Origin of the sequence: Streptomyces sp. WG7 (assembly GCF_049975785.1) — a bacterium.
Taxonomy (GTDB): Bacteria; Actinomycetota; Actinomycetes; order Streptomycetales; family Streptomycetaceae; genus Streptomyces.
The window spans coordinates 124,012-146,018 of the sequence record NZ_JBNGGE010000010.1 but is presented as its reverse complement, the minus strand read 5'-3'; the positions used below and the strand labels follow the sequence as shown (position 1 = coordinate 146,018).

General features: G+C 74.0%; 19 protein-coding genes. 8 read left to right on the top strand and 11 right to left on the bottom strand.

The features are described from left to right. Positions 1-22 precede the first annotated feature (22 nt). Both ACP4J0_RS13750 and ACP4J0_RS13745 read left to right on the top strand, forming a co-directional pair. The gene (locus ACP4J0_RS13750; RefSeq protein WP_426598940.1) at positions 23-949 is read left to right on the top strand and encodes a DMT family transporter; all 927 of its coding nucleotides are present in this window, start codon (positions 23-25) and stop codon (positions 947-949) included. Between the two features lie 220 nt (positions 950-1,169). Beyond that, a complete protein-coding gene (locus tag ACP4J0_RS13745) occupies positions 1,170-1,997 on the top strand; it encodes a polysaccharide deacetylase family protein (RefSeq protein WP_426598939.1) in 828 nt (275 codons plus the stop codon). A 328-nt stretch (positions 1,998-2,325) separates the two neighbouring features. Here the strand turns inward: ACP4J0_RS13745 and ACP4J0_RS13740 are convergent, their stop codons facing one another. The 4 genes from ACP4J0_RS13740 to ACP4J0_RS13725 are packed head-to-tail and all read right to left on the bottom strand — an operon-like array spanning position 2,326 to position 7,187. Continuing rightward, complete coding sequence (locus ACP4J0_RS13740) at positions 2,326-3,456, bottom strand: XdhC family protein (protein ID WP_426598938.1); 1,131 nt, start codon at positions 3,454-3,456, stop codon at positions 2,326-2,328. After that, positions 3,449-5,599 (bottom strand): xanthine dehydrogenase family protein molybdopterin-binding subunit, encoded by a 2,151-nt coding sequence (locus ACP4J0_RS13735; RefSeq protein WP_426598937.1) that lies wholly within the window; start codon positions 5,597-5,599, stop codon positions 3,449-3,451. The genes ACP4J0_RS13740 and ACP4J0_RS13735 overlap by 8 nt, the downstream gene beginning before the upstream one ends. After that, entirely contained in the window at positions 5,596-6,588 is a 993-nt protein-coding gene (locus ACP4J0_RS13730; RefSeq protein ID WP_426598936.1) for an FAD binding domain-containing protein, read from the bottom strand. Before ACP4J0_RS13730 ends, ACP4J0_RS13735 begins: the two co-directional genes overlap by 4 nt. Continuing rightward, entirely contained in the window at positions 6,585-7,187 is a 603-nt protein-coding gene (locus ACP4J0_RS13725) for a (2Fe-2S)-binding protein (RefSeq protein WP_426598935.1), read from the bottom strand. Before ACP4J0_RS13725 ends, ACP4J0_RS13730 begins: the two co-directional genes overlap by 4 nt. 195 nt (positions 7,188-7,382) lie before the next feature. On the opposite strand from ACP4J0_RS13725, the gene ACP4J0_RS13720 reads away from it, so the two are divergent. Next, a complete protein-coding gene (locus ACP4J0_RS13720; RefSeq protein ID WP_426598934.1) occupies positions 7,383-7,988 on the top strand; it encodes a TetR/AcrR family transcriptional regulator in 606 nt (201 codons plus the stop codon). Here the strand turns inward: ACP4J0_RS13720 and ACP4J0_RS13715 are convergent. Then, positions 7,951-8,718, bottom strand: coding sequence for a response regulator (locus ACP4J0_RS13715; protein WP_426598991.1), 768 nt, complete (start codon positions 8,716-8,718; stop codon positions 7,951-7,953). The genes ACP4J0_RS13720 and ACP4J0_RS13715 overlap by 38 nt on opposite strands. Before the next feature lie 176 nt (positions 8,719-8,894). Further along, on the bottom strand, positions 8,895-10,541 hold the full coding sequence (locus ACP4J0_RS13710) for an ATP-binding protein (protein WP_426598933.1): 1,647 nt from the start codon (positions 10,539-10,541) through the stop codon (positions 8,895-8,897). A gap of 320 nt (positions 10,542-10,861) precedes the next feature. Here ACP4J0_RS13710 and ACP4J0_RS13705 point away from each other — a divergent pair, with 320 nt between their 5' ends. Genes ACP4J0_RS13705 through ACP4J0_RS13695 form a run of 3 tightly spaced genes read left to right on the top strand, consistent with a single transcriptional unit; the run spans position 10,862 to position 13,873 of the window. Next, the gene (locus ACP4J0_RS13705; protein WP_426598932.1) at positions 10,862-11,848 is read left to right on the top strand and encodes a Bug family tripartite tricarboxylate transporter substrate binding protein; all 987 of its coding nucleotides are present in this window, start codon (positions 10,862-10,864) and stop codon (positions 11,846-11,848) included. Beyond that, positions 11,845-12,384 (top strand): tripartite tricarboxylate transporter TctB family protein, encoded by a 540-nt coding sequence (locus ACP4J0_RS13700; RefSeq protein WP_426598931.1) that lies wholly within the window; start codon positions 11,845-11,847, stop codon positions 12,382-12,384. Before ACP4J0_RS13705 ends, ACP4J0_RS13700 begins: the two co-directional genes overlap by 4 nt. Position 12,385: 1 nt before the next feature. Continuing rightward, a complete protein-coding gene (locus tag ACP4J0_RS13695) occupies positions 12,386-13,873 on the top strand; it encodes a tripartite tricarboxylate transporter permease (protein ID WP_426598930.1) in 1,488 nt (495 codons plus the stop codon). Positions 13,874-14,086: 213 nt separating this feature from the next. On the opposite strand, the gene ACP4J0_RS13690 is transcribed toward ACP4J0_RS13695, so the two are convergent. After that, a complete protein-coding gene (locus ACP4J0_RS13690) occupies positions 14,087-15,130 on the bottom strand; it encodes a saccharopine dehydrogenase family protein (protein WP_426598929.1) in 1,044 nt (347 codons plus the stop codon). A gap of 128 nt (positions 15,131-15,258) precedes the next feature. On the opposite strand from ACP4J0_RS13690, the gene ACP4J0_RS13685 reads away from it, so the two are divergent. Next, positions 15,259-16,194: a helix-turn-helix domain-containing protein gene (locus ACP4J0_RS13685; RefSeq protein WP_426598928.1), complete on the top strand. Its 936-nt coding sequence runs from the start codon at positions 15,259-15,261 to the stop codon at positions 16,192-16,194. 124 nt (positions 16,195-16,318) lie between these two features. Here ACP4J0_RS13685 and ACP4J0_RS13680 read toward each other — a convergent pair whose 3' ends face one another. Further along, the gene (locus ACP4J0_RS13680; RefSeq protein WP_426598927.1) at positions 16,319-16,924 is read right to left on the bottom strand and encodes a class I SAM-dependent methyltransferase; all 606 of its coding nucleotides are present in this window, start codon (positions 16,922-16,924) and stop codon (positions 16,319-16,321) included. A gap of 101 nt (positions 16,925-17,025) precedes the next feature. Between ACP4J0_RS13680 and ACP4J0_RS13675 the strand changes: the two genes are divergently transcribed. Then, positions 17,026-17,814 (top strand): OBAP family protein, encoded by a 789-nt coding sequence (locus ACP4J0_RS13675; RefSeq protein ID WP_426598926.1) that lies wholly within the window; start codon positions 17,026-17,028, stop codon positions 17,812-17,814. A 122-nt stretch (positions 17,815-17,936) separates the two neighbouring features. Here the strand turns inward: ACP4J0_RS13675 and ACP4J0_RS13670 are convergent, their stop codons facing one another. From ACP4J0_RS13670 to ACP4J0_RS13660, 3 genes are read right to left on the bottom strand one after another with little or no spacing between them, the layout of a single operon-like run. After that, positions 17,937-19,607 (bottom strand): pyridoxal phosphate-dependent decarboxylase family protein, encoded by a 1,671-nt coding sequence (locus ACP4J0_RS13670; protein WP_426598925.1) that lies wholly within the window; start codon positions 19,605-19,607, stop codon positions 17,937-17,939. Further along, a complete protein-coding gene (locus tag ACP4J0_RS13665) occupies positions 19,604-21,040 on the bottom strand; it encodes an ATP-grasp domain-containing protein (RefSeq protein ID WP_426598924.1) in 1,437 nt (478 codons plus the stop codon). The genes ACP4J0_RS13670 and ACP4J0_RS13665 overlap by 4 nt, the downstream gene beginning before the upstream one ends. Before the next feature lie 2 nt (positions 21,041-21,042). Next, entirely contained in the window at positions 21,043-21,996 is a 954-nt protein-coding gene (locus ACP4J0_RS13660) for a hypothetical protein (protein WP_426598923.1), read from the bottom strand. Positions 21,997-22,007: the final 11 nt, after the last annotated feature.

Here is a 22,007-nt window from a genome sequence, read left to right as displayed (position 1 = left end):
GGATGAGCGGGAGCGCGCGACGGTGAGTGTCCTCACCGTCGTCCTGGCCCTGTTCGCGGCGTTGTCCAACGCGGCGGCGTCGGTGCTGCAGCGCCGGGCCGCGGCGCAGGACGAGGGCCGGGCGGGCGCCGTCCACACGGTGGTGCGCTCGCTGCTGCGGCTGGTGCGCGACCCGTACTGGGTGGGGGGCGCGGCGCTGCTCGCGCTGACGACGGTGCTGCAGGCGGCCGCGCTGGCGGTGGGCAGTCTGGCCGTCGTCCAGCCGCTGATGGCCAGTGAGCTGCTGTTCACCCTGATGGTCGGCAGCATGGTCTTCCACCGGCGGCCGGACCCGCGGACCTGGCTGGCGTTCGTGGCCCTGGCCGTGGGGCTCGCGCTGTTCCTGGGGGCCGCCGCGCCGTCGGCCGGCCACGACACCGCGACGCCGGGCCGGTGGGGCTGGGCGGGCCTGGCGCTGTTCGTCGTGGTGACGGCCCTGGCCTCGATCGGCACCCTGGTACGGGGCGCGCCTCGCGCCGCGCTGTTCGGATCGGCGTCCGCGGTGGCGTTCGGCGGGACGGCGGGACTGCTGAAGGAGGTCACCGGGCGGCTCCCCCAGGGGGTGGGCGCCGTCCTGACCCAGTGGCCGCCGTACGCCACGGCGGTGGTCGGGGTGATCAGCTTCCTGCTGCTGCAGAGCGCGCTGCGGGCGGGAACCCTCGCGGCGTCGCAGCCGGCGCTGACCCTCGGCGACGCGCTGACCAGCGTCGCCCTGGGCTGGGCCCTGTTCGGCGAACAGATCGCCCTCGGGGTGCGGGTGCTGCCCGAGCTGACCGGCGTGGCGCTGATCGGGCTGGGCAGTGTCGGGCTGGCCCGCGCGCCGTCGGTCCAGGGTGCGTGGGACACGGTGCCGGCCGCACGGGACGGACCCGGGCCGGGCGGGCGGACCCGGGGGCGGCGGGGGGCATGACCACGCTGCGCCGAACGGCGGCACGGCGCGACGGGCGCGTCGGACGCGGCCGCGCGATGGTGGAACAACGGCAAGACGCCGCGACGGAAGGACTCGGTACGGGAGGGCTCGGTACGGGAGGGCTCGGTACGGAGGGCTCGGTACGGGAGGGCTCGGTACGGAGGGCTCGGTACGAAAAGACGCGGAACGGAAAGACGGCGCACGGACAGGAGACACACGGATGCGCGAGGGGTCGCACGCCGGACCGGCGGTGTACGCCGTCGCGCCGGTCGTCGTCGCCGCGCTGGCCCACATCGGCCCGGCCGCGACCTGGCTGCCGGAGCTTCGCCGGCGCCGCTTCCCGGGCCTGGCCGGACAGGGCCGCCCCGACCACGTCGCCCTCACCTTCGACGACGGCCCCGATCCCGCGTCCACGCCGCACTTCCTCGACGTACTGGACGGGCTCGGGGTACGGGCGACGTTCTTCCTCCTCGGCGAGAACGTCGTACGCCACCCGGCGCCGGCCCGCGAGCTGGCCCGGAGGGGGCACGAACTCGCCGTCCACGGCTGGGCGCACGACCGCCCCTGGCTGCCGGCGCCGGCGCGGGACGCGCGCGAGCTGGCGCGTGCCGTCACCGCGGTGGGCGAGGCCGCCGGACGCGTCCCGCGCTGGTACCGCCCGCCCTACGGCATCCTCACCTCCGGACGCTGGGCCGCCGCCCGCCGGGCCGGACTGCGGCCGGTGCTGTGGACCGCGTGGGGCAAGGACTGGCGGCAGGACGCCACGCCCGCCTCGGTACGGGCGACCGTCGCGGCGGACCTGCGCGGGGGCGGCACGATCCTCCTGCACGACACCGACCACGTCTCCGCCCCGGGCAGCTGGCGCGCCGCCCTCGGCGCCCTGCCGGACATCGTGCGCGACTGCCGTGCGGCGGGGCTGACGGTGGGGCCGCTGGCGGAACACGGGGTGGTCGGGTCCGCCCCGCCCCCGGGAGACGGGGCGGCGGTGCGGGCCCCGGTGACCTCGGGGGCGCCGCCGTTTCGGTCTGCGGCGCCGGGACAGCCGTAGGGCCATGACGGACCGGGACGATCAGTGCGCCGAGGCGCCGGAACCGGCGCGCCCTCCCCCGGGGCCCGCGCGAGCAGGCCGTGCCGCCGAAGGAGCACGACGTGCGCCGGCGGCGGCTTCGCGGCGATCTCACGCGGGCCTTCGTGCACGCGATGACGCGGGAGTACGCCGTCCGCCCGGCCGGCGGGTCGACGCCTCCCTGACCCGTCCGCCCGGCCCGCGACTCGACGCCTCCCTGACCCGTCCGCCCGGCGACTCGACGCCTCCCTGACCCGTCCGCCCGGCCCGCGAGTCGACGGCGCCCTGACCCGTCCGCCGCCGGTCCGCGTCAGGCGGCCGCCCCGGTCAGGTCCCGGTGGATCGGCGCCGCCCCGCCCGTCAGGGGCGCGCCCGTGCCGCCGCGCCGGGTGGCGACGATCTCCGCCGCGATGGACAGCGCGGTCTCCTCGGGCGTCCGGGCGCCGAGGTCCAGGCCGATCGGCGAGCGGAGCCGGGACAGCTCGTGTTCGCCGAGGCCGGCCTCGCGCAGCCGCCGATTCCGGTCCTCGTGGGTGCGGCGCGAGCCCATCGCGCCGACGTACGCGACCGGCATCCGCAGGGCCTCCGTGAGCAGCGGTACGTCGAACCTGGCGTCGTGGGTGAGGACGCACAGCACCGTGCGCCCGTCGGTCGGGGTGCTCCGCAGATAGCGGTGCGGCCAGTCGACGACGACCTCGTCGGCCTCCGGGAAGCGGGCCGGCGTCGCGAAGACGGGCCGGGCGTCGCAGACCGTCACGTGGTGGCCGAGGAACTTGCCGGCCCGCACCAGCGCCGCCGCGAAGTCGACCGCGCCGAAGACGATCATGCGCGGCGGCGGCACGCTGGACTCGACGAGCAGGGTGAGCCCGCCGGGGCAGTGCGAACCGTCCTCGGAGAGGCCGACCGTGCCGGTGCGGCCGCTGTCCAGCAGGGCCCCGGCCTCGGCCACCGCGGTGCGGTCCAGGTCCGGATGACCGCCGAGGCCGCCCTCGTACGAGCCGTCGGGGCGGACGAGCAGGGCCCGCCCGAGGAGACCCGCCGGGCCCTGGACGACCCGGGCGAGGGCCGCGGCCCGGCCCCGGGCGGCGGTCGACAGCGCCGCCCGGAACACCTCCCGCGAGGGCGAGCCCGCGCCGACCGGCGTGACCATCACGTCGATGACCCCGCCGCAGGTCAGCCCGACCGCGAAGGCGTCCTCGTCGCTGTAGCCGAACCGTTCGCGGACCGTCTCGCCGTCCCGGAGGGCCGCGGTGCACAGCTCGTACACCGCGCCCTCCACGCAGCCGCCGGAGACCGAGCCGATCACCGTGCCCTCGCTGTCCACGGCGAGGGCGGCGCCGGGGCCGCGCGGTGCGCTGCCGCCGACGGAGACGACGGTGGCGACGGCGAACTCCCGGCCCTCGGCGAGCCAGCCGTTCAGCTCGTCGGGGATGTCAAGCATCCGTCCCGCCCCCGACTGCGGGCACGGTCGCCGACAGCACGCGGTCGGGCCGGATCGGCAGGCTGCGGTGGCGTACGCCGGTCGCGTGCCAGACGGCGTTGGCGACGGCCGCCGCGGCGCCCACGATGCCGATCTCGCCGACGCCCTTGATGCCGACCGGGTCGTCCGGATCGGGGTCGTCCACCCAGTCCGCCTCGATGTCCGGGACGTCGGCGTGCGTGGCCACGTGGTAGCCGGCGAGGTCGGGGCCGTAGAGGCCGCCGCTCGCCCGGTCCCGGACCGCCTCCTCGTGCAGGGCCATGGAGATGCCCCAGACCATGCCGCCGACGAGCTGGTTTCGGGCGGTGAGCGGGTTGACGATGCGGCCCGCGGCGAAGATGCCGAGCATGCGGCGCACCCGCACCTCGCCGGTGGCGGTGTCCACGGCGACCTCGGCGAACTGCGCCCCGAAGGCGTGCCGCTCCTTCTGCGCGAGCGCGCCGAGGGCCTCGGTGGTGTCGGACCGTACGGTGATGCCCTCGGGCGGGACGGTCGTGCCCAGCGCGAGCCGCTCCCGCAGTTCGCCGGCCGCGACGGTGATCGCCCAGGCCCAGGAGCGGGTGCCCATCGAGCCGCCCGCGATCATCGCCGGTCCGAAGTCGCTGTCGCCGATGCGGACCCGGACCCGCTCGGGCGTGACCTCGAGTGCGTCGGCGGCGACCAGGGTGAGCGCGGTGCGGGCGCCGGTGCCGAGGTCGGCGGCGGCGATCCGCACGGTGAAGGTGCCGTCGGCCTCCGCGGTCACGAGGGCGGTGGACGGGCCGGCGCCCGCCGGGAAGGACGCCGCGGCCGTACCGGTGCCCAGCAGCCAGCGCCCGTCGCGGCGCACGCCGGGGCGCGGATCGCGCTCCGCCCAGCCGAAGCGGCGCGCTCCCTCGCTGAAGCAGGCGGCCAGGTTGCGGCTGCTGAACGGCAGACCGGAGACCGGGCCGGCCTCCGGCTCGTTGCGCAGCCGCAGTTCGACCGGGTCGACGCCGCAGCGCTCGGCGAGTTCGTCGAGGGCCGCCTCGATCGCGAACGACCCGGGTGCCTCGCCCGGCGCGCGCATGAAGGTCGGGGACGGTACGTCGAGCCGTACCACGTGGTTGGCCGTGTGGTGGGCGTCGGCGTCGTACATCACCCTGGCGACACTGGCGCCGGGCTCGACGAACTCGTAGACGGTCGACGTCTGGTTGAGCGAGCGGTGTTCCAGGGCGCGCAACCGGCCGTCGGCCCCGGCGCCGAGCCGGACGCGCTGGGTGGTGGGGCTGCGGTAGCCGGCCAGCGAGAACATCTGGCGCCTCGTCATCACCACCCGTACCGGCCGTCGCAGCACGGTCGCGGCCATCACGGCGGACACCTGGTGGGCGCGCAGGCCCTTGCTGCCGAAGCCGCCGCCGACGTGTTCGGAGCGCACCCGCACCGAGGACTCGTCGAGGGAGAACATCTTCGCGAGTTCGCTCTGGACCCAGGTGGTGCCCTGGTTGGAGTCGACGACCTCCAGGCGGCCGCCGTCCCAGAGGGCGGTGGCCGCGTGCGGCTCCATCATGCTGTGATGCTCTTCGGGGGTGGTGTACTCCTCGTCCACCACGACGGCGGACGCGGCGAGCCCGGCCGCCAGGTCGCCCTTCCCGGTCTCGGCGGGCATGTGTCCGTCGGCCGGGTAGGCGTCGGGACGGCCGGCGGTGAGCGTGGTGTCGTGCGGTTCCACGTCGTAGGTGACGACGAGGGCCTCGGCGGCCTCCCTCGCCTGCTCGGGCGTCCCGGCGACGACGAGGGCGACCGGCCAGCCCGCGTGCGGCACCCGGTCGTTCTGGAAGACGGCCGCGGTCGGGTCCGGCGCGATGCCCAGCAGGCCGACGTAGTCGGTGTCGACGCGCGGGGCGTTGCCGTGGTGGAGGACGGCGAGCACGCCGGGCATGCCGAGGACGGCGTCGGCGTCGATCGAGCGGATGCGGCCGCGGGTGACGGTGGACAGCACCAGCCAGCCGTGCGCGAGGTCGGCGAAGGGGATCTCGCCGGCGTAGCGGGCCGCTCCGGTGACCTTGTCGCGGCCCTCCACGCGCGTGTGCGCGGTGCCGACGGCGCCCTTCACCGGTGTACGGCCGGTCGTGGCGGTCGTCATCGGGCGGCCTCCTCGGCGAGTTCGGTCAGGACGGCCACCACGAGGTTGCGCATGAGGGTCACCTTGTATCCGTTGTCGGGCAGCGGCCTGGCGGCCGCGAGTTCGGCGTCCGCGGCGGCGGCGAAGGTCTCGCCGCCGGCCGGCGCGCCGATCAGCACCTGTTCGGCCGCGCGGGCCCGCCAGGGCCGGGAGGCGACCGCGCCGAAGGCCAGCCGCGCGTCGCGTACGACACCGTCCTCGACGTCGAGCGCGGCGGCGACCGAGCCGATCGCGAAGGCGTACGAGGCGCGCTCGCGCACCTTGCGGTAGCGGGAGCGGGCGGCGACCGGGGCGGGCGGCAGGACGACGCCGGTGATCAGCGCGCCGGGGGGCAGCGCGGTCTCCCGGTGCGGGGTGTCGCCGACCGGGAGGTAGAAGTCGGCGAGCGGCGACTCTCCCGGTCCGTCGGGGGTTTCGTAGGCGACGACGGCGTCGAAGGCCGTCAGGGCGACTCCCATGTCCGAGGGGTGCACGGCCACGCAGTGGTCGGAGGCGCCCAGGACGGCGTGGTTGTGGTGCTCACCGGTGATCGCGGGACAGCCACTGCCGGGAGCACGCTTGTTGCACGGCTTGCTCACGTCGGTGAAGTAGCCGCAGCGGGTGCGCTGGAGCAGGTTGCCGCCGACGGTGGCCATGTTGCGCAGCTGCCCCGAGGCACCGGCCAGGACCGCCCGCGTCAACGCCGGGTAGCGGCGGCGTATTTCGGGGTGGGCGGCGAGGTCGCTGTTGGTGACGGTGGCGCCGACACGCAGGCCGCCGTCGGCGGTCGGCTCGATGCCGTCCAGGGGGAGTTCGCGGACGTCGACGAGCCGGGCGGGGCGTTCGACGCCGGTCTTCATCAGGTCGACGAGGTTGGTGCCGCCGCCGAGGTAGCGGGCGTCCGGGTCGGCGGCGAGCAGCGCCACCGCGCCGGAGACGTCTTCGGCACGCTGGTAGCCGAACTCCCTCATGCCGCTGCCTCCTTCGCGGTCTGTGGCCGGGACGACGGCCGGGACGGGTCCCCGGCCTTCTCATGGGCCTCCGCCGCGCGGGCGACCGCCTGGACGATGGACACGTAGGCGCCGCAGCGGCACAGGTTCCCGCTCATCCGTTCCCGGATCTCGTCCGGTGTCAGAGGGGGCGGCCCGGCCTCGGGCCGTACGTCGTCGGTGGCGGCGCTGGGCCAGCCGGCCGCGTGTTCCTCGATGACGGCGACGGCCGAGCAGATCTGGCCGGGTGTGCAGTAGCCGCACTGGTAGCCGTCGAGATCGAGAAAGGCCTGCTGCACCGGGTGCAGCCGGTCGCCCTCGGCCATGCCTTCGATGGTGGTGATCTCCCGCCCCTCGGCGGCGACCGCGAGGTTCAGGCAGGAGACGGTGCGGCGCCCGTCGACCAGGACGGTGCAGGCGCCGCACTGTCCCTGGTCGCAGCCCTTCTTGGTGCCGGTGAGATCGAGGCGCTCGCGCAGGGCGTCGAGCAGGGTCGTGCGGTGGTCGACGGTCAGCTCGTGCTTCTCGCCGTTGATGTGCAGGATGACGGCGCTGGACGTCGACGAGGGCGCTGGGGCCATGATCAGCCTTCTTTGGTGTCTGGTGACAGTGAAAACGGGCTGGAGGCGGTGGGATTCGTGCGTGGCCGGGTCCGCCGGCCGTATCCGCCGCTAGAGTGGGCGAATAACCGGACAACTGTCCGCTCACTGGAAACGTAACGGACAGCTGTCCGCTTAGCAAGGACGGGATTCGGCCACGAATCCGGAAGGAAGACAGTGCCTCAGTCGGAGAACGAGAAGCCGGACAGGGACCAGAAGGACACTCCCCTGCGCTCGGACGCCCTGCGCAACCGCGAGCGCATCCTGCACGTGGCCACCGAGGAACTGACGCGCCGCGCGGACGCCCCGCTGAGCGCCATCGCCAGGAAGGCGGGCGTCGGGCAGGGCACGTTCTACCGCAACTTCCCGAACCGGGAGGCTCTCGTCCTGGAGGTCTACCGCTACGAGATGCGACAGGTGGCCGATGCCGCACCCCAGCTGCTGGCCACGCGGGAGCCCGAGCAGGCCCTGCGTGAGTGGATGGACCACCTCGCCCGGTTCGCCATGACCAAGGCCGGCCTGGCGGACGCGATCCGGCTGGTCACCAGCGCGCCCGGCGGGCCGGCGAAACCGGGCCCCGCCCCGGTGATGGAGGCGGCCCGGCTCCTGCTGCGCGCCAACGAGGAGGCCGGCACCATCCGGCCCGGGGTCTCCGCGGACGACTTCTTCCTCGTCATCGGCGGTCTCTGGCTGATCGATCCCGACGAGGACTGGCAGCCGCGGGTCACCCGGTTCCTGGACTTCGTCATGGACGGACTGCGGGCGGGAGCGCCAGGCCGGTGACCGCGCCCCGGAAACGGTAACGGCGCTCGGGGCGGCCCGCCACCCCGTAGCGCAGGGAGACCTCCGCGCTGCCGACCGTGTGGAAGTACTCCAGGTAGCGGCGGGCGCTCACCCGGGAGACGCCGGTGCGGGCCGCGCACTCGCTGGCGGACAGGGTGCCGTCGGCCTCACGCAGCGTGCGTTCCACCAGCTCGGCGGTCTCCACGCTCATGCCCTTGGGCAGCGCCGGGACCGCGGCGGCCGGCGCCGCCGCTCCCGCCAGTACCCGGTCGACGTCGGCCTGGCTGCGCACCACCGTGCCGAGCAGCCGGCCCCGCTGGGCCGCATAGCGCTCCAGCCGGACCCGCAGGTCCTCGAAGTCGAACGGTTTGAGGAGGTAGTCGACCACGCCGTGCCGGACGGCGCCGCGCACCGCGTCCGCCTCCCTGGCCGCGCTGACGACCATGACGTCGCAGTCGTGGCCGGCGGCGCGCAGCCGGGGGATGACGTCGAGGCCGAAGACGTCCGGCAGGTACAGGTCGAGCAGGATGAGGTCGGGACGCAGTTCCCCGGCGGCGGCGAGCGCCTCTTCCCCGGTACCGGCGACCCCGACGACCCGGAAGGGCGCGACGCGCTCGACGAAGGCCCGGTGGACCCGGGCCACCATGAAGTCGTCGTCGACGACGAGCACGCCGATCACGGCGCCGGCGACATGGGGCGCGGCCTCCGTCGCAGCGGTCGTAGCCGTCACAGCCGCCGTAGCCGCCGTAGCCGCCGTAGCCGCCGCGTGGACCGTACCCGTCGTAGTAGCCCGGCCCGCCGTAGCCGCCGCGTGGACCGTACCCGTCGTAGTAGCCCGGCCCGCCGTAGCCGCCGCGTGGACCGTACCGGTCGTACCGGTCGCGTCGGCCGTGCCGCTCCTACCCGTCATGGTGCTGCTCCTTCCGCCACCGCGTCGGTGAGGTGGCTGACGGTCATGCGTGCGGTGAACATGGCCCCCTCGGGGGTGTTGGTCACCGAGATCTCACCGCCGTGACGCTCGCAGACCAACCTGGTCAGCGCCAGGCCGATACCGCGCTCGCCCTGCCGGGCGGCCTTGGTGGTGAAGCCGTGGGAGAAGACCTCACGGGCCAGTTCGGGCGCCACGCCGGGCCCGGAGTCGCGGACCACGATCTCCACGCTGGAGGCGTCCTGTCTCAGCTCGACCTCGACCCACGCCTCGTGGTCGGTGCCGGGCGCCGCGGCGGCGTCCACGGCGTTGTCGACGAGGTTGCCGACCACGGTCGCCACGTCCGCGGCGTCCTCCGGGGCGAGCCGGTCCAGGGCCGTGCGGTCCGATACCCGCAGGGCGACCCGGCGTTCGGCCGCGAGGGAGGACTTCGCCGTCAGCAGCGCGGCGACGGCCGTGTCGCGGACCCGGCGGCTGAGGGTGACGTCCAGGGACTGGCGGCGCTGGTTGAGCGCGCGGATGTAGCGCACCACCTCGTCCTGCTCGCCGATCTCGATGAGCCCGGAGATGGTGTGCAGCTGGTTGGCGAACTCGTGGGCCTGGGCGCGCAGCAGCTCGGAGGTGCTGCGGAAGGAGCCGATCTCCCGTTCGAGGCGGGCGAGTTCGGTGCGGTCGCGCAGGGTGGTGACGGAGCCGAGCGGCCGGCCGTCCTTGCTGACGGTCATGCGGTTCATCACCAGGACCCGGCCGTGTCGGACGACGACCTCGTCGCGCGGCTCGGCCGTGTCCGCCGTGGCACCGGCCAGGACGTCGCGCAGCCTTCCGTCGATACCGAGTCCGTCCAGGCTCTGGCCCACGCAATCGGCGGGCAGGCCGAGCAGGCGCCGGCCCATCTCGTTGACCAGGGTGAGCCGGTGCTGCGGATCGAGGGCGACGACGCCCTCGGCGATGCCGTACAGCATGGCCTCCCGGTGCTCGGCGAGCCCGGCGATCTCGCGCGGCTCCAGGCCGAGGGTCTGCCGTTTGACGCGCCGGGCGAGCAGCCAGGAGCCGGCCACGCCCAGGCCGCTGGCGATGCCGAGGTAGGCGAGGAGGTAGGAGGAGGCGCCATTGAGGCGCTGCCACACCGTCGGGTCGGCCTCGCCGACCATCACCGTGCCGAGGTGCCGGCCGAGGGTCTGGCGGGTGGCGCCGAGCACCGGGACCTGGGCGACGAGCTCCCGGCCGCCCTGCACGGTCAGCGGGCCCGACCAGCCGCGTCCCCCGACGGCACCCTCGCCACGGGGCAGCAGGCCGCCGATCATCGTGGGGTCGGTGGAACTGACGACGCGGCCGTCGGCGTCGGCCACCGTGACCGAGGTGACCCCGGACTGGGTCTGGGTGGAGTTCACCAGAGGGGCCAGGGCCTCCCGCGGCACGGGGCGCAGGAGCTGGCTGCGGACCAGGGGCGTGGCGGCCAGCTGTTCGGCCAGGGCGGCGACCCGGCGGCCCTCGACGCGGTTGAAGGTGGCCTTGGACTGGGCGAGCGAGACGGCGGCGACCGCGAGCAGGACCACCACGACGATGGCGAGCTGGAGGACCAGCATCTCGCCCGCGAGGGTCTGACGGCGGAAGGTGGGGGCCACGGCGGACTCGATCTCGACTGGCGGAAGACGGGGGCGCGGGACGGCGGACGCAGGCGGGGACGGGGGACGGGGCAGGGACGACCGGCGGGTGTGCCGGGTCGCCATCATGGCGCCCACCTGCGGCGAAAGAAAGAGATGTGCTGTCTTCGCAACGAACCGGCGACCCACCGGCGACCCACCGGCGACCGCAATGACCACAACCTCCCTTGGTTCCGGAAGGAAGACAGGGCGCCGCCGCACGGGCACCATGTGGCCCACGTCACCCTCCCCCACAGGGCTCCCCCCGTACCGCTCTACCCAACCGACAGGTGGTGTCATACGTGCGCCTGCGCACCCCCCTTGCCCTGCTCGGGGCCGCCGTGCTCGTGCTCGCGGGACCGCCGTTGCTCTCCACGGGCAGCGACTCCGAGACCGGCACGCAGATCCCCGGCCTGCGCTTCATGGTTCCCAACACGCCCGGCGGCGGATACGACATCACCGCCCGCACGGCCGCGAAGAACGCCGAGGACGCCGGGCTCACACACAACATCGAGGTGTTCAACCTGCCCGGAGCGGGCGGCACCGTCGGCCTGAGCCGGCTGGTGAGCGAGCACGGCAACGGCAAGCTCGCCATGTCCATGGGCCTCGGCGTCGTCGGCGCCGTCCGCTCCAACCACGCGCCCAAGACCCTCGCCGACACCACGCCGATCGCGCGGCTCACCGAGGAGCAGGACGTCGTCGTGGTCGGCAAGGACTCGCCGTACAAGACGATCGACGAGCTGGTCACCGCCTGGAAGAAGGACCCCGGCAAGATCCCCGTCGGCGGCGGTTCGTCGCCGGGCGGGCCCGACCATCTCGCGCCGATGCTGATGGCGCAGGCCGCCGGGATCTCCCCCAAGTCGGTCAACTACATCCCCTTCGACGGCGGCGGCGAGCTGCTCGCCTCGATCCTCGGCAACAAGGTCGGCTTCGGGGTCTCCGGCGTCGGCGAGTACCTGGACCAGATCAAGGCGGGCGAGCTGCGGGTGCTCGCGGTGACCGGCCCGGAGCGGGTCGACGACCTGAAGGACGCGCCGACGCTGAAGGAGTCCGGCTACGACGTGGACTTCACCAACTGGCGCGGCATCGTCGCCCCGCCCGGCCTGTCGGAGGCGGAACGGGACAAGCTGGTCCGCCTGGCCGAGGAACTGCACGACTCCCCGGAATGGAAGAAGTCGATGGACCAGAACGGCTGGGACGACGCCTTCCTGACGGGCGAGGAGTTCGGCGCGTTCCTGGACGCCCAGGACAAGCGTGTGGTGTCGGTACTGAAGGAGCTGGGACTGTGACGACGCCGACGACCGAACCCACCACGCGGACGGCCTCGGGCCGGCGCGCGTGGCTGCGCGACCACTCCGAACTGGGCGTGTGCGTACTGCTGCTGGCGCTCGGCGCGCTCGTCCTGACCGACGCGCTCACCATGGACGTCGACCTCACGCAGCGCGGGCCGGTCGGCCCCAAGACCGTCCCGATCGCGGTCGGCGTCGGGCTGCTGCTGATCGCCGCGCTGCTCGCCGTCGACGTCCTGCGCGGCGGCCGGGGCGAGGCCGAGGGCGGCGAGGACATCGACCTGTCCGAGCCGGCCGACTGGCGCACGGTGCTGCTGCTGTCCGGGATCTTCCTCGGCGCGGCCGTGCTGATCGAGCCGGCCGGCTTCCCCGTCGCCGGGGCGCTGCTGTTCTGGGGTGCCGCCTTCGCCCTCGGCAGTCGCCGCGTGGACCGCGATCCGCTGATCGCCGCGGTGCTGTCCCTGTTCACCTACGTCGTCTTCGACAAGCTGCTCGGAGTGCCCTTGCCCGGCGGTCCGCTGATGGGAGTGCTCTGACATGAACGCCCTGAACTCCCTCATGGACGGCTTCGGTACGGCCCTCACCCCGCTCAACCTCCTGTGGGCCGCCCTGGGCGTGCTGCTCGGCACGGCCATCGGCGTCCTGCCCGGCATCGGCCCGGCGATGGCGGTGGCGCTGCTGCTGCCGGTGACGTACGGGCTCGATCCGGTCGCCGCGTTCATCATGTTCGCCGGCATCTACTACGGCGCGATGTTCGGCGGTTCGACCACCTCCATCCTGCTCAACACGCCCGGCGAGAGCGCCGCCGTGGTCGCGGCCATGGAGGGCAACCCCATGGCCAAGGCGGGGCGCGGCGCCCAGGCGCTGGCGGCCGCCGCCATCGGTCACTTCGCGGGCGGCATGATCGGCACGATCCTGCTGGTGGCGCTGGCGCCGACGGTCGCCGACCTGGCGGTGGACATCGGCGCGCCGGACTACTTCGCCATCATGGTGCTGGCGTTCATCGCCGTGACGTCGGTGCTCGGTTCGTCGCGGGTCAGAGGCCTGGCCTCGCTGCTGATCGGTCTGACGATCGGCCTGGTGGGCCTGGACCAGATGACGGGACAGCAGCGGCTGACCTTCGGTTCCCTCCAACTCGCCGACGGCGTCGACGTGGTGATCGTGGCGGTCGGCCTGTTCGCGATCGGCGAGGCGCTGTGGGTGGCGGCCCACCTGCGGCGCGGGGCGGCCGAGCCGATCCCGGTGGGCCGCCCCTGGCTCGGCCGCGCCGATGTGAAACGGACCTGGAAGTCCTGGCTGCGCGGCCCGTTCATCGGCTTCCCGTTCGGCGCGATCCCGGCGGGCGGGGCGGAGATCCCCACCTTCCTGTCGTACGTCACGGAGAAGCGCCTGTCCAAGAACAAGGACGAGTGGGGCAAGGGCGCCATCGAGGGTGTGGCCGGCCCGGAGTCCGCGGCGTCGGCCTCGGCGGCGGGCACGCTGGTCTCCATGCTGACCCTGGGTCTGCCGACGACGGCGGTCGCGGCGGTCATGCTGGCCGCCTTCCAGCAGTACGGCATCCAGCCCGGCCCGCTGCTCTTCGAACGCGAACCAGAGCTGGTGTGGGGCCTGATCGCCTCCCTCTTCGTCGGCATGGTGCTGCTCCTCGCGCTCAACCTGCCGCTGGCACCGGTGTGGGCCAAGCTGCTGCGCATCCCGCGCCCGTACCTCTACGCGGGGATCATGTTCTTCGCGGCGGTCGGCGCGTACGCCGTCGGCGGCGAGGTCGTCGACCTGGTGACCCTGCTGATCATCGGCCTGGTCGGCTTCGGCATGCGGCGCTACGGCCTGCCGATCCTGCCGGCCGTCATCGGCGTCATCCTCGGCCCGAACGCCGAGCAGCAGTTGCGCCGGGCCCTGCAGATCAGCGACGGCAGCGTGACGGGCCTGGTCAACACGCCGTTCGCGGTGACGGTGTACGCCGTGATCGTGCTGCTGCTGGCGTGGCCGTTGCTGAAGCGGCTGGTCCGCCGGGGGCGTGGCTGACCCGGCGGTCGGACGGGGCGCAGGTCCTGCGACCACGACGTGATCACCGCCACGGCGACCAACTCGCCGGTGGCGGCGCGTCCCAGCCACAGACTCAGCCCCTCCCCTCCCCCTCGGCCACGCGATCGGCACCATGGAGTCGGGGGATTCGCGTCCGGGACTGGAGGCACGCTTGTCCGGAGTCATGAGAAGTGACTGCCCTGTCCGGTGAGCTCAGGCGATCAGCTTCTGGGGGTGCGGATCGAACGCGATACGGGGGGCGAGCGCCCGTAGGAAGTCGGGAGCGTCGAACATCTCGCCGGCAGAGGTGACGCCTACGGCCTTGGTGCGGCCGGTGAGGACGCGGTCGAGGGCTTCGACGACGAGGGGCGCGGTGATGGCGTAGATGTCCTGACCGGCGGCTGTGGCCCGGCGTTCGGTGCCCCCTGAGCGGACGACGACGTCGACGAGGAAGGTCTGGTCGGAGCGGCCGCTCTCGTCGGCGGCGGTCGGGGCCGGTGTGTCCGGGGCGGTGACGTCGCGGGTCGCCTCGACGTTCATGTAGGTGGTCACGTCGGGAATGGCCAGGTGCTGGGGGACGGTCACGACGTCGGCCATGGTGAACTCCGCGACCACCGGTCGGCGTCCCACCGGCTCCGGGAAGGCCCACTGCACAGTGGGCGCGGCATCGGTGCGGCGCTCCCACTGTCCGCCGCGGTAGCGCAGGCGGAAGTCGCCGCGCCGCTCGCGGGAGACCGCGCCCGACAGCCGGGTGCCGGCGGTGGGGCGCCAGTCGCTGAGCGCGTAGGCGATGCGGGCCTCGTCGGCCGAGGTCCAGTCACCCATCGCCGCGGTGGCCAGCAGGTCGCCGAGGCCGCCGAAGAAGGCCATGGCCGGGACGATCACCGCTCTCGCGTCCCGGGCCCGCTCGCGGAAGTGCGCGAAGGTGTCGAGGTTGGCCTCGATCTCGGCGGCCACATCCAGGTACGGAATCCTGGCCCGGAGCGCGGCTTCGATCAGCGGGCCGGTGGTCGAGGCGAACGGGCCGGCGCAGTTGATGACCGCCACCGCGCCGGCCAGGGCCAGATCCAGCGAGGCCGGGTCGTCGACCGACGCCACCCGGGCTTCCAGCCCGTGTACGTCGGCCAGTTCGCCCAACGCCCGTGTGTTGCGCCCGGACGGCACCGGAGTGAACCCGCGCGCCGCGAGCTCCGCGACCACGAACTGTCCGGTGTGACCGTACGCGCCGAAAACCGCCACCAGCCGGCCTGTCTCCATGAGACTGCTCCCGTGTACTCGATCGTCCGCTGCGACGTCGATCCGCCGGCGGTCTGACACCCACATCCTGTCCGTTCGACGGGACTCGCACGATCGTCGGAAACGACATGCCCCATACACTTTCGGACATGCCCCGCATCGCGTTGGCCGTCACCGACGGCATGCTCCACTACGAACTGTCCGTGGCCCTCGAGGTCTTCGGAGCCGACCTGACTCATGTCGTGGACCCCTGGTACGACTTCGCCCTCTGCGGACCCGGCCCGGTGCGCGTCGGCCGCTTCCACCTGGAGCCCGACCACGGGCTCGACCACCTCCCGCGGGCGGACACCGTGGTCGTGCCCGGCTGGGCCGACACCGACCGCGAACCACCGGCGCAACTGATCGACGCGGTGCGCGCGGCCCACGCGGCGGGTGCTCGGGTGGCCTCCCTGTGCACCGGCGCCTTCGTCCTCGGTGCCGCTGGCCTGCTCGACGGGAAACGCGCCACCACGCACTGGGCCCACACCAGGGAACTGGCGCGGCGGCACCCGGCCGCCACCATCGATCCGGACGTCCTCTACGTCGACAACGGCGACGTCCTCACGTCGGCGGGCAAGGCCGCCGCCATGGACCTGTGTCTGCACCTGGTCCGCCTCGACCACGGCTCGGCCAACGCCAACAAGGTCGCCCGCCGCCTGGTCGTCCCCCCGCACCGCGACGGCGGTCAGGCCCAGTTCATCGCCACGCCCGTCCCCGAGCCGGGCAACCATCCCCTCGGCGAGCTCTTCCCCTGGGTCCTCCAACGCCTCGACCAGCCCCTCACCGTCGAGGACCTCGCCCGCCGGGCCGGTCTGAGCTCACGCCACCTGGCCCGCCACTTCAGGCACCTCACCGGCACCACGCCCCTGCAGTGGCTGCACACCCAACGCATCCGCCGCGCCCAGGAGTTGCTGGAGACCACCGATGCCACCGTCGACACCGTCGCCGAGGCCGCCGGAATGGGCACCGCCACCACCCTGCGCCGCCACTTCCAGCGCACCGTCGGTGTCCCGCCCGACACTTACCGCCGCACCTTCCGCCCCTGAAGGAACCGCTCACCCTGATCCCGGCATCCCGGCGCCCGCGAAGTACGCAGAGGTCTCCGCCGGACTGTGCGAGGAGCCGCCGGGCCGCCCGGCGGACGCGGTGATCGAGCTGTCCGGCCCCTGCTCACCGACGGTGGACGCTGACGGCGTAACCGCCCCCGTCGTAAGGGTCGGCGTCCCAGGTGGCGAAGCGGTCGACGAGGGTGAGGCCGGACGCGGCGCAGCAGTCGTCGTACTCCGGCAGCGTGAGGCTGGGCGGCACGGGCAGGTGGGCTTCGTCCAGGCCGAAGCCCGCGACCATCAGGCCGCCCGGGCGCAGGGCGGCGGACAGGCGCTCGACCACCGTGCTCTCCGTGCCGGAACTGAGCAGCGGGATCACATTGCCCGCGGCGACGACGAGGTCGAAGCCCGCCTCGAGGCCGAGCCGGGCGGGGTCGAACTCGGCCAGATCCGCCTGGAACCAGGGCAGTGCCGGCGCCTGCTTCCGCGCCACTGCCAGCATCGACGCGTCAAGATCCACCCCGACGCAGTCGTACCCGAGCTCCGCGAGCCGGATCGTGACCCGCCCGGTGCCGCACCCGGCGTCCAGCACCCGCGCCCCGGGAGGCACGAGGGCCGCGCAGAACCGCGCCTCGCCGTGCACGTCCTCGCCGCTGCGGGCCAGGGTCTCGAACCGTGCGGCGTAGTCCTCTCCGGATGTCTTCCCTGCCAAATCCGTCCAGCGGCTCATGGGGCCCACTGTAGCCCGGCCGTGTCGCCCCTCGAAGCGGCGGCCGGGCCCGCCCGCCGCGCGGCCCGTTACGGCCTCGGGGCACGGGGCACTCGCCGCCCATGGCATCCATACATGGCACCCGCCGTTCGCACGGTTCCGGCCGAGGACCGGCCGCGTCCGCCGCGATCGGTGCCGCGGCAGGCCTGACGGCCGCGGCCGGTCTCCTGCTCGGCCGCAAGGCGGCCACGATCAGCAAGGTGGGCAAGGGGCACCCGCTCAAGCACCGCGCGCTGGACCTGGCGGCCGGCGCGGTGCAGACGAAGTACCCGGTCGAGGCGATGAGCACCTACCTCAACGGCTTCCACATGTACGCCGACGACATGGGCCGCCAGGTGGAGGCCACGCACTTCTGCATCCACCTCCGGCACGACCTGCACCAGTGCGTGATCTTCGACCGGAACGCACCCGACGCCCGTCTGATCGGCATCGAGTACATCATCAGCGAGGAGCGCTTCCGTTCCCTGCCCGAGGACGAGAAGCGGCTGTGGCACAGCCACCACTACGAGGTGAAGTCCGGCAGCCTCATCGCCCCAGGCATCCCCGACCTGGCCGAGCACGCCTACTTCGAGGACCTCGTGACCACCTACGGCAAGACCTTCCACACCTGGCAGTACGACCGGGACGACTTCCCCTACGGCATCCCGCAGCTGATGATGGGCTTCACCGAGGACGGGCAGGCCTCGGACGAGATGATCCGGGCCCGGGACGACAGGCTGGGCATCTCCACGTCCCGCAAGCGGCGGAACCGGGCGGACATCCCCATGCCGGAAGTGGTCCCGGGCGCCAACGCCTGGGAGAGCGGCCGGACCGTACAGACCCGCGTCGAGGAGATGGATCTCAAGCGCTGACCGCCCCGCGCTCACCGCCTGGGCCAGCCGGAGGTGACGCCTGAGCCGTACACCGCCGAGGGCACCCGAACACCTGTGTCCGGTGAGACCGGCACCGTGGAAGCGGTCGCCACGGTCGCGGCCTACGGCATGGTCTCCCGCTTCCTGACGGCACTGGCCGCCCGAAGCGCCGTTCCGGGCGGCTGCCCCCTCAGCGCCTCCCGCCCCGCCCGGACCACCAGGTCGAGCGCGGTGTCGATGTCGGACGTGGTGGTGGCCGGGTTGACGGTGCACATCCTGAGGACCGTGCGGCCCTGGACGCGGGTGGTCAGCAGCAGTGCCTGGCCCGTGGCACGGACGGCGTCGCTGACGGACTGCTGGAGGCGGTCGACGGCGGGCGGGTCGACGGGGCAGCCCGGGGGCCGGCAGCGGAAGGTGAGGATACCGAGGCCGGGTGTGCTGGTGAGGTCGAGGTCGGGGTGGGCGGTGATGCGGGCGGCGGCGTGGTCGGACAGGTGCAGGCCGTGCTCGACGGCACGGCGGAAGGCCGCGGCGCCGAAGGTCTTGAGCGAGAGCCACACCTTCAAGGCGCGCAGGCCACGGGACTGCTGGGGGCCGAGGTCGTCGAGGTTGACCTCGTCGTGACGGGCCTCGGCGGGGTGGAGGTATCCGGTGTCGAGGTGGTGGCGGGCCATCCGGAAGGTGGCCCGGAGAAGCTCCGGGTTCCGGACGAGGACACAGCCGGTCTCGTAGGGCTGGAACAGCCACTTGTGCGGGTCGAAGGTGAGGGAGTCGGCGTGCCCCAGGGCGTCGCGCAGGTCGTGGCCGCGCTCGGAGAGGGCGAACGCCGCCCCGTGGGCGCCGTCGACGTGCAGCCACAGACCGTGACGGCGGCAGAGCCGCGCGAGGTCCGTGACGGGGTCGACGGCGCCGGTGCTGGTGGTGCCGACGGTGGCGACGACGGCGAAGGGACGCAGGCCGGCGGTGAGGTCGGCGTCGATCCGGGCGGCCAGGCCCCGCGGGTCGAGGCGTTGGCAGGCGTCGGGTTCGAGGGCGATGAGCTGGTCGCGGCCGAGACCCAGCAGGTGGACGGCGCGGGCGACGGAGGGGTGGGCCTGGGTGGAGCAGTAGAGGCGGGCGCCGACGGGATCACCGTCGAGGTGGTGGTCGCGGGCTGCGGCGAGTGCCGTGAGGTTGGCGACGGAGCCGCCGCTGACGAACAGGCCGCCCCAGTGTCCGGGCAGGCCCAGCAGCTCCTTCAGCCAGTCCAGGGCGGTCAGTTCGACGCGGGTGGGGCCGGAACCGACCAGCCACGCGCCGGGGACGCTCAGGTGGGCGGTGGAGAGCAGGTCGGCGAGGACCGCGGGATAGTTACCGGTGGTGGGCACGAAGGCGAAGCAGCGGGGGTGGTCGAACCGGATACCGAGCGGTAGTACGTCGTGGGCGAGGTGGTCGAGCAGTCCGGTCAGGTCGCCGCCGTCCTCGGGCAGCGGTTCGTCGAGGAGTGCCGCGAGCCGGGCGGGATCGGCGACGGTGTGCGGCGGGCCGTCCGCCACCGTGCACAGCCGCTGGACGACGAGGTCGACGGCATGGTGGCCGGCGTTCCGCATCTCCTCGGCGGACAGGGCGAGTTCACCGGGGCGGTAGGGGTGCGAGGTCCCACCGGGGCGGTGAGGGTGCGCGGTCCCACCGCCGCTCGCGGAGCGGGCCGACGGCACCGGGCCGGCGTCCGGGGAGACGCCGACCGGAGGCCCCCCGGCCGGGGAGGCGTCGACCGGGGGGCCTGTGCCGGTGGACGGGGTGTCGCTGGTCATACGGGATCACCTGTCGTGGTTCGGATCTCCTGGGTGAGGAGTCGTTCGGTCCAGGACCGGCCCCAGGGGCCGAGGGCGGGTCGCGGGGACACGTCGCAGAGGTGGTGGCCGGTCTGCACCAGCGCGAGTTCGTCGCCGGGCAGCACAGGGCCCGGGGAGGCGTGCGGCCAGAGCAGGGCCGTCCCGGCCTCCTGCCGTGGGAGGGGATCCGGGAGAGCCGTCTCCTCGAACGTGCCGGTCCCCTCGAGCGGTCCGAGCAGTTCGAGGGGCCCCTTTCCTGTCAGCCGGTAGTGACCGGGGCGAGGCAGGCCCGTGACGTTTCCGGGCCGCCGGGCGTGCACGACGAGCTGGGCGAGCCGCGGCACCGGCCGCGTCGTGGCGCGGACGGGCGGCAGTTCGGGCAGCAGACAGGCCAGCACGTGCAGCCCCAGCAGGGGCAGCAGTCCGGCGGCGGTCTCGGCCGCCTGGGCCAGGGAGGCCACCGTCTGGAAACGCGGGTTGATCTCGATGACCACGGGCGTCCCGTCGCCGACGACGAGATCGAGGCCGAAGACGCCCCGGAAGCCGTGCCGTCGCAGCACGTCGCCGACGGCGCGGGCGGTGTCCCGGACGCGGGAGAGGAGCGGCGCGGACAGGTCGGTGTCGTCCAGGAGCTGGTTGCCGCAGTGGGTGCCCCATCCCGGGGTCAGTTCGGGCAGGCCGACGAGCTGGTGGGAGACGGCGGAGACGACGGTCCGGTCCGCTCCCGCGCAGGCGCTGACGGTCAGCGGCAGTCCGGACACGCGTCTGCTGAGCCGCAGGGTGTGGCCGGCCCACGCGTCCAGGGCCGCGGGCAGCGCGTCCGGTGTGTCGACGGGGACGGTGCCGCGGCCCGCCAGGTTGTTCTCCCGACGTTGGAGCACCGCGGCGTCCCAGCCGTCCGGCCAGTGGGCGGCGGCCGACGGCTGCCGGTCCGCCGGGACGACCACGTGCTCGGGGACGGCGACACCCGCCTCGGCCAGCAGTTCCAACGAGTCGATCTTGTCGGAGGCGCGGGCGGTGATGCCGGCGGGCGGGGCGAGCAGGGGGCAGCCGTGCTGCCCGGCCCAGGCTCGCGCGTGGTCACCGTGTTCGGGGGCGAAGGCGACGGCGACCGTCCGCGCACCGGTGCGGTGTGCGGGCCGCGGCGGGGGCGGGGCCGTCAGCAGCGGGGAGACGGGCTCGTGCCGTACCAGTCCGGTGGCGGGCCGGCAGGTGGCCGGCAGGAACGCGGAGCGGTCGAGGAAGACGATCTCGTCGGCCAGCCGTTCCAGGCGAGCGGTTCCCTCGTCGGCCGCGACGCCTTCCAGCGTGACCGGGCGGGGACCCTCCGGTTCCCGTACCGACGGGAAGGCGACGGGCGCGGGCCCGGGCCGAGGCCGGGGCCGGGCGGGTGGCGTGGCGTTCGGGCGCACGATCAGTTCCTCCGGTGGTCGACGGCTTCGCGGCGGCGCGGCACGGGCGGCGGGGCGACGTCCGGCCGCAGCAGCCTGCCGCGGGAGACGGCCAGGCGGTCCAGGGTGTGCAAGGCGTCGGCGCCGGTCCCGAGCAGGGAAGGGCCGCGGCCGACGAAGCGGGCGCAGATGCCGTGGTGCGCGGCGTGCACGTCCGCCAGGGCGGCACCGAGGACACGTCCCGGAACACACCCCGCGGGGCAGGCCTCGGCGTGGGCCCTGCCCCAGATCCCCAGCTGCCTCACGAGGGCCCGGTGGTCGGCGGACCACAGTCCGGAGAAGCCGTCCCGCTCCTCGGGTGGTTCCATCGACGGCCGCACCTCTGTCTCGTAGGCGTGCGGGGCGAAGGACGCGGTCGCTTCCATGGCGGCCGCACTCGCCCGGAGCAGGACGGCCGCGTCCCGGGTCGCGGCCGGTCCGGGGTGACGTCCCACGGGTCGGGCGGTGGCGTCCCGCAGGGCGACGACGGTGACCGCGGTGAGCGCGAGGAACAGCCGGTGCCCCGCCCTCCAGCGGACCGTCGCGGTCCCGGCCGGTGCGCCGGCGGGGACGGGCGGTGCGCCGGCGGGGGCGGGCGCGCTCGCCCCGCAGACCGCCAGTGCCGTGTGCAGGGCGGCCCGGTCCTTCGCGGAGACCCAGGCACTCGCCTCGGCGGTGGTCCGCAGCAGTGCCCGCAGCAGGGTGTCCGCCGGGTCGCGGGAGGTACGTGCCACACCGAAGTGCGCGTCGTACACGGCTTCCCTGGGGTCCGCGAGGGGTTCGGCGTCCCCGGGACGGAGGGCGGCACCGGAGCCGGGCACCGGCCCGAGGCCGTCGCCCGGGGCGGGCTGCCTCTCCGCCGCGCCGCGGAGTGCCGAACGGGCGTCGGGCAGCAGTTCGGGCGGGGGCAGCCACACGGGGCTCGTACGAGTGATCATGACTCCATCGG

Bases quoted from the DNA above. Each gene is read 5' to 3' on its own strand.
- ACP4J0_RS13745 (WP_426598939.1), top strand. From the start codon at position 1,170: ATGCGCGAGGGGTCGCACGCCGGACCGGCGGTGTACGCCGTCGCGCCG.
- ACP4J0_RS13740 (WP_426598938.1), bottom strand. From the start codon at position 3,456: ATGCTTGACATCCCCGACGAGCTGAACGGCTGGCTCGCCGAGGGCCGG.
- ACP4J0_RS13735 (WP_426598937.1), bottom strand. From the start codon at position 5,599: ATGACGACCGCCACGACCGGCCGTACACCGGTGAAGGGCGCCGTCGGC.
- ACP4J0_RS13730 (WP_426598936.1), bottom strand. From the start codon at position 6,588: ATGAGGGAGTTCGGCTACCAGCGTGCCGAAGACGTCTCCGGCGCGGTG.
- ACP4J0_RS13725 (WP_426598935.1), bottom strand. From the start codon at position 7,187: ATGGCCCCAGCGCCCTCGTCGACGTCCAGCGCCGTCATCCTGCACATC.
- ACP4J0_RS13695 (WP_426598930.1), top strand. From the start codon at position 12,386: ATGAACGCCCTGAACTCCCTCATGGACGGCTTCGGTACGGCCCTCACC.
- ACP4J0_RS13690 (WP_426598929.1), bottom strand. From the start codon at position 15,130: ATGGAGACAGGCCGGCTGGTGGCGGTTTTCGGCGCGTACGGTCACACC.
- ACP4J0_RS13685 (WP_426598928.1), top strand. From the start codon at position 15,259: ATGCCCCGCATCGCGTTGGCCGTCACCGACGGCATGCTCCACTACGAA.
- ACP4J0_RS13680 (WP_426598927.1), bottom strand. From the start codon at position 16,924: ATGAGCCGCTGGACGGATTTGGCAGGGAAGACATCCGGAGAGGACTAC.
- ACP4J0_RS13675 (WP_426598926.1), top strand. From the start codon at position 17,026: ATGGCATCCATACATGGCACCCGCCGTTCGCACGGTTCCGGCCGAGGA.
- ACP4J0_RS13670 (WP_426598925.1), bottom strand. From the start codon at position 19,607: ATGACCAGCGACACCCCGTCCACCGGCACAGGCCCCCCGGTCGACGCC.
- ACP4J0_RS13660 (WP_426598923.1), bottom strand. From the start codon at position 21,996: ATGATCACTCGTACGAGCCCCGTGTGGCTGCCCCCGCCCGAACTGCTG.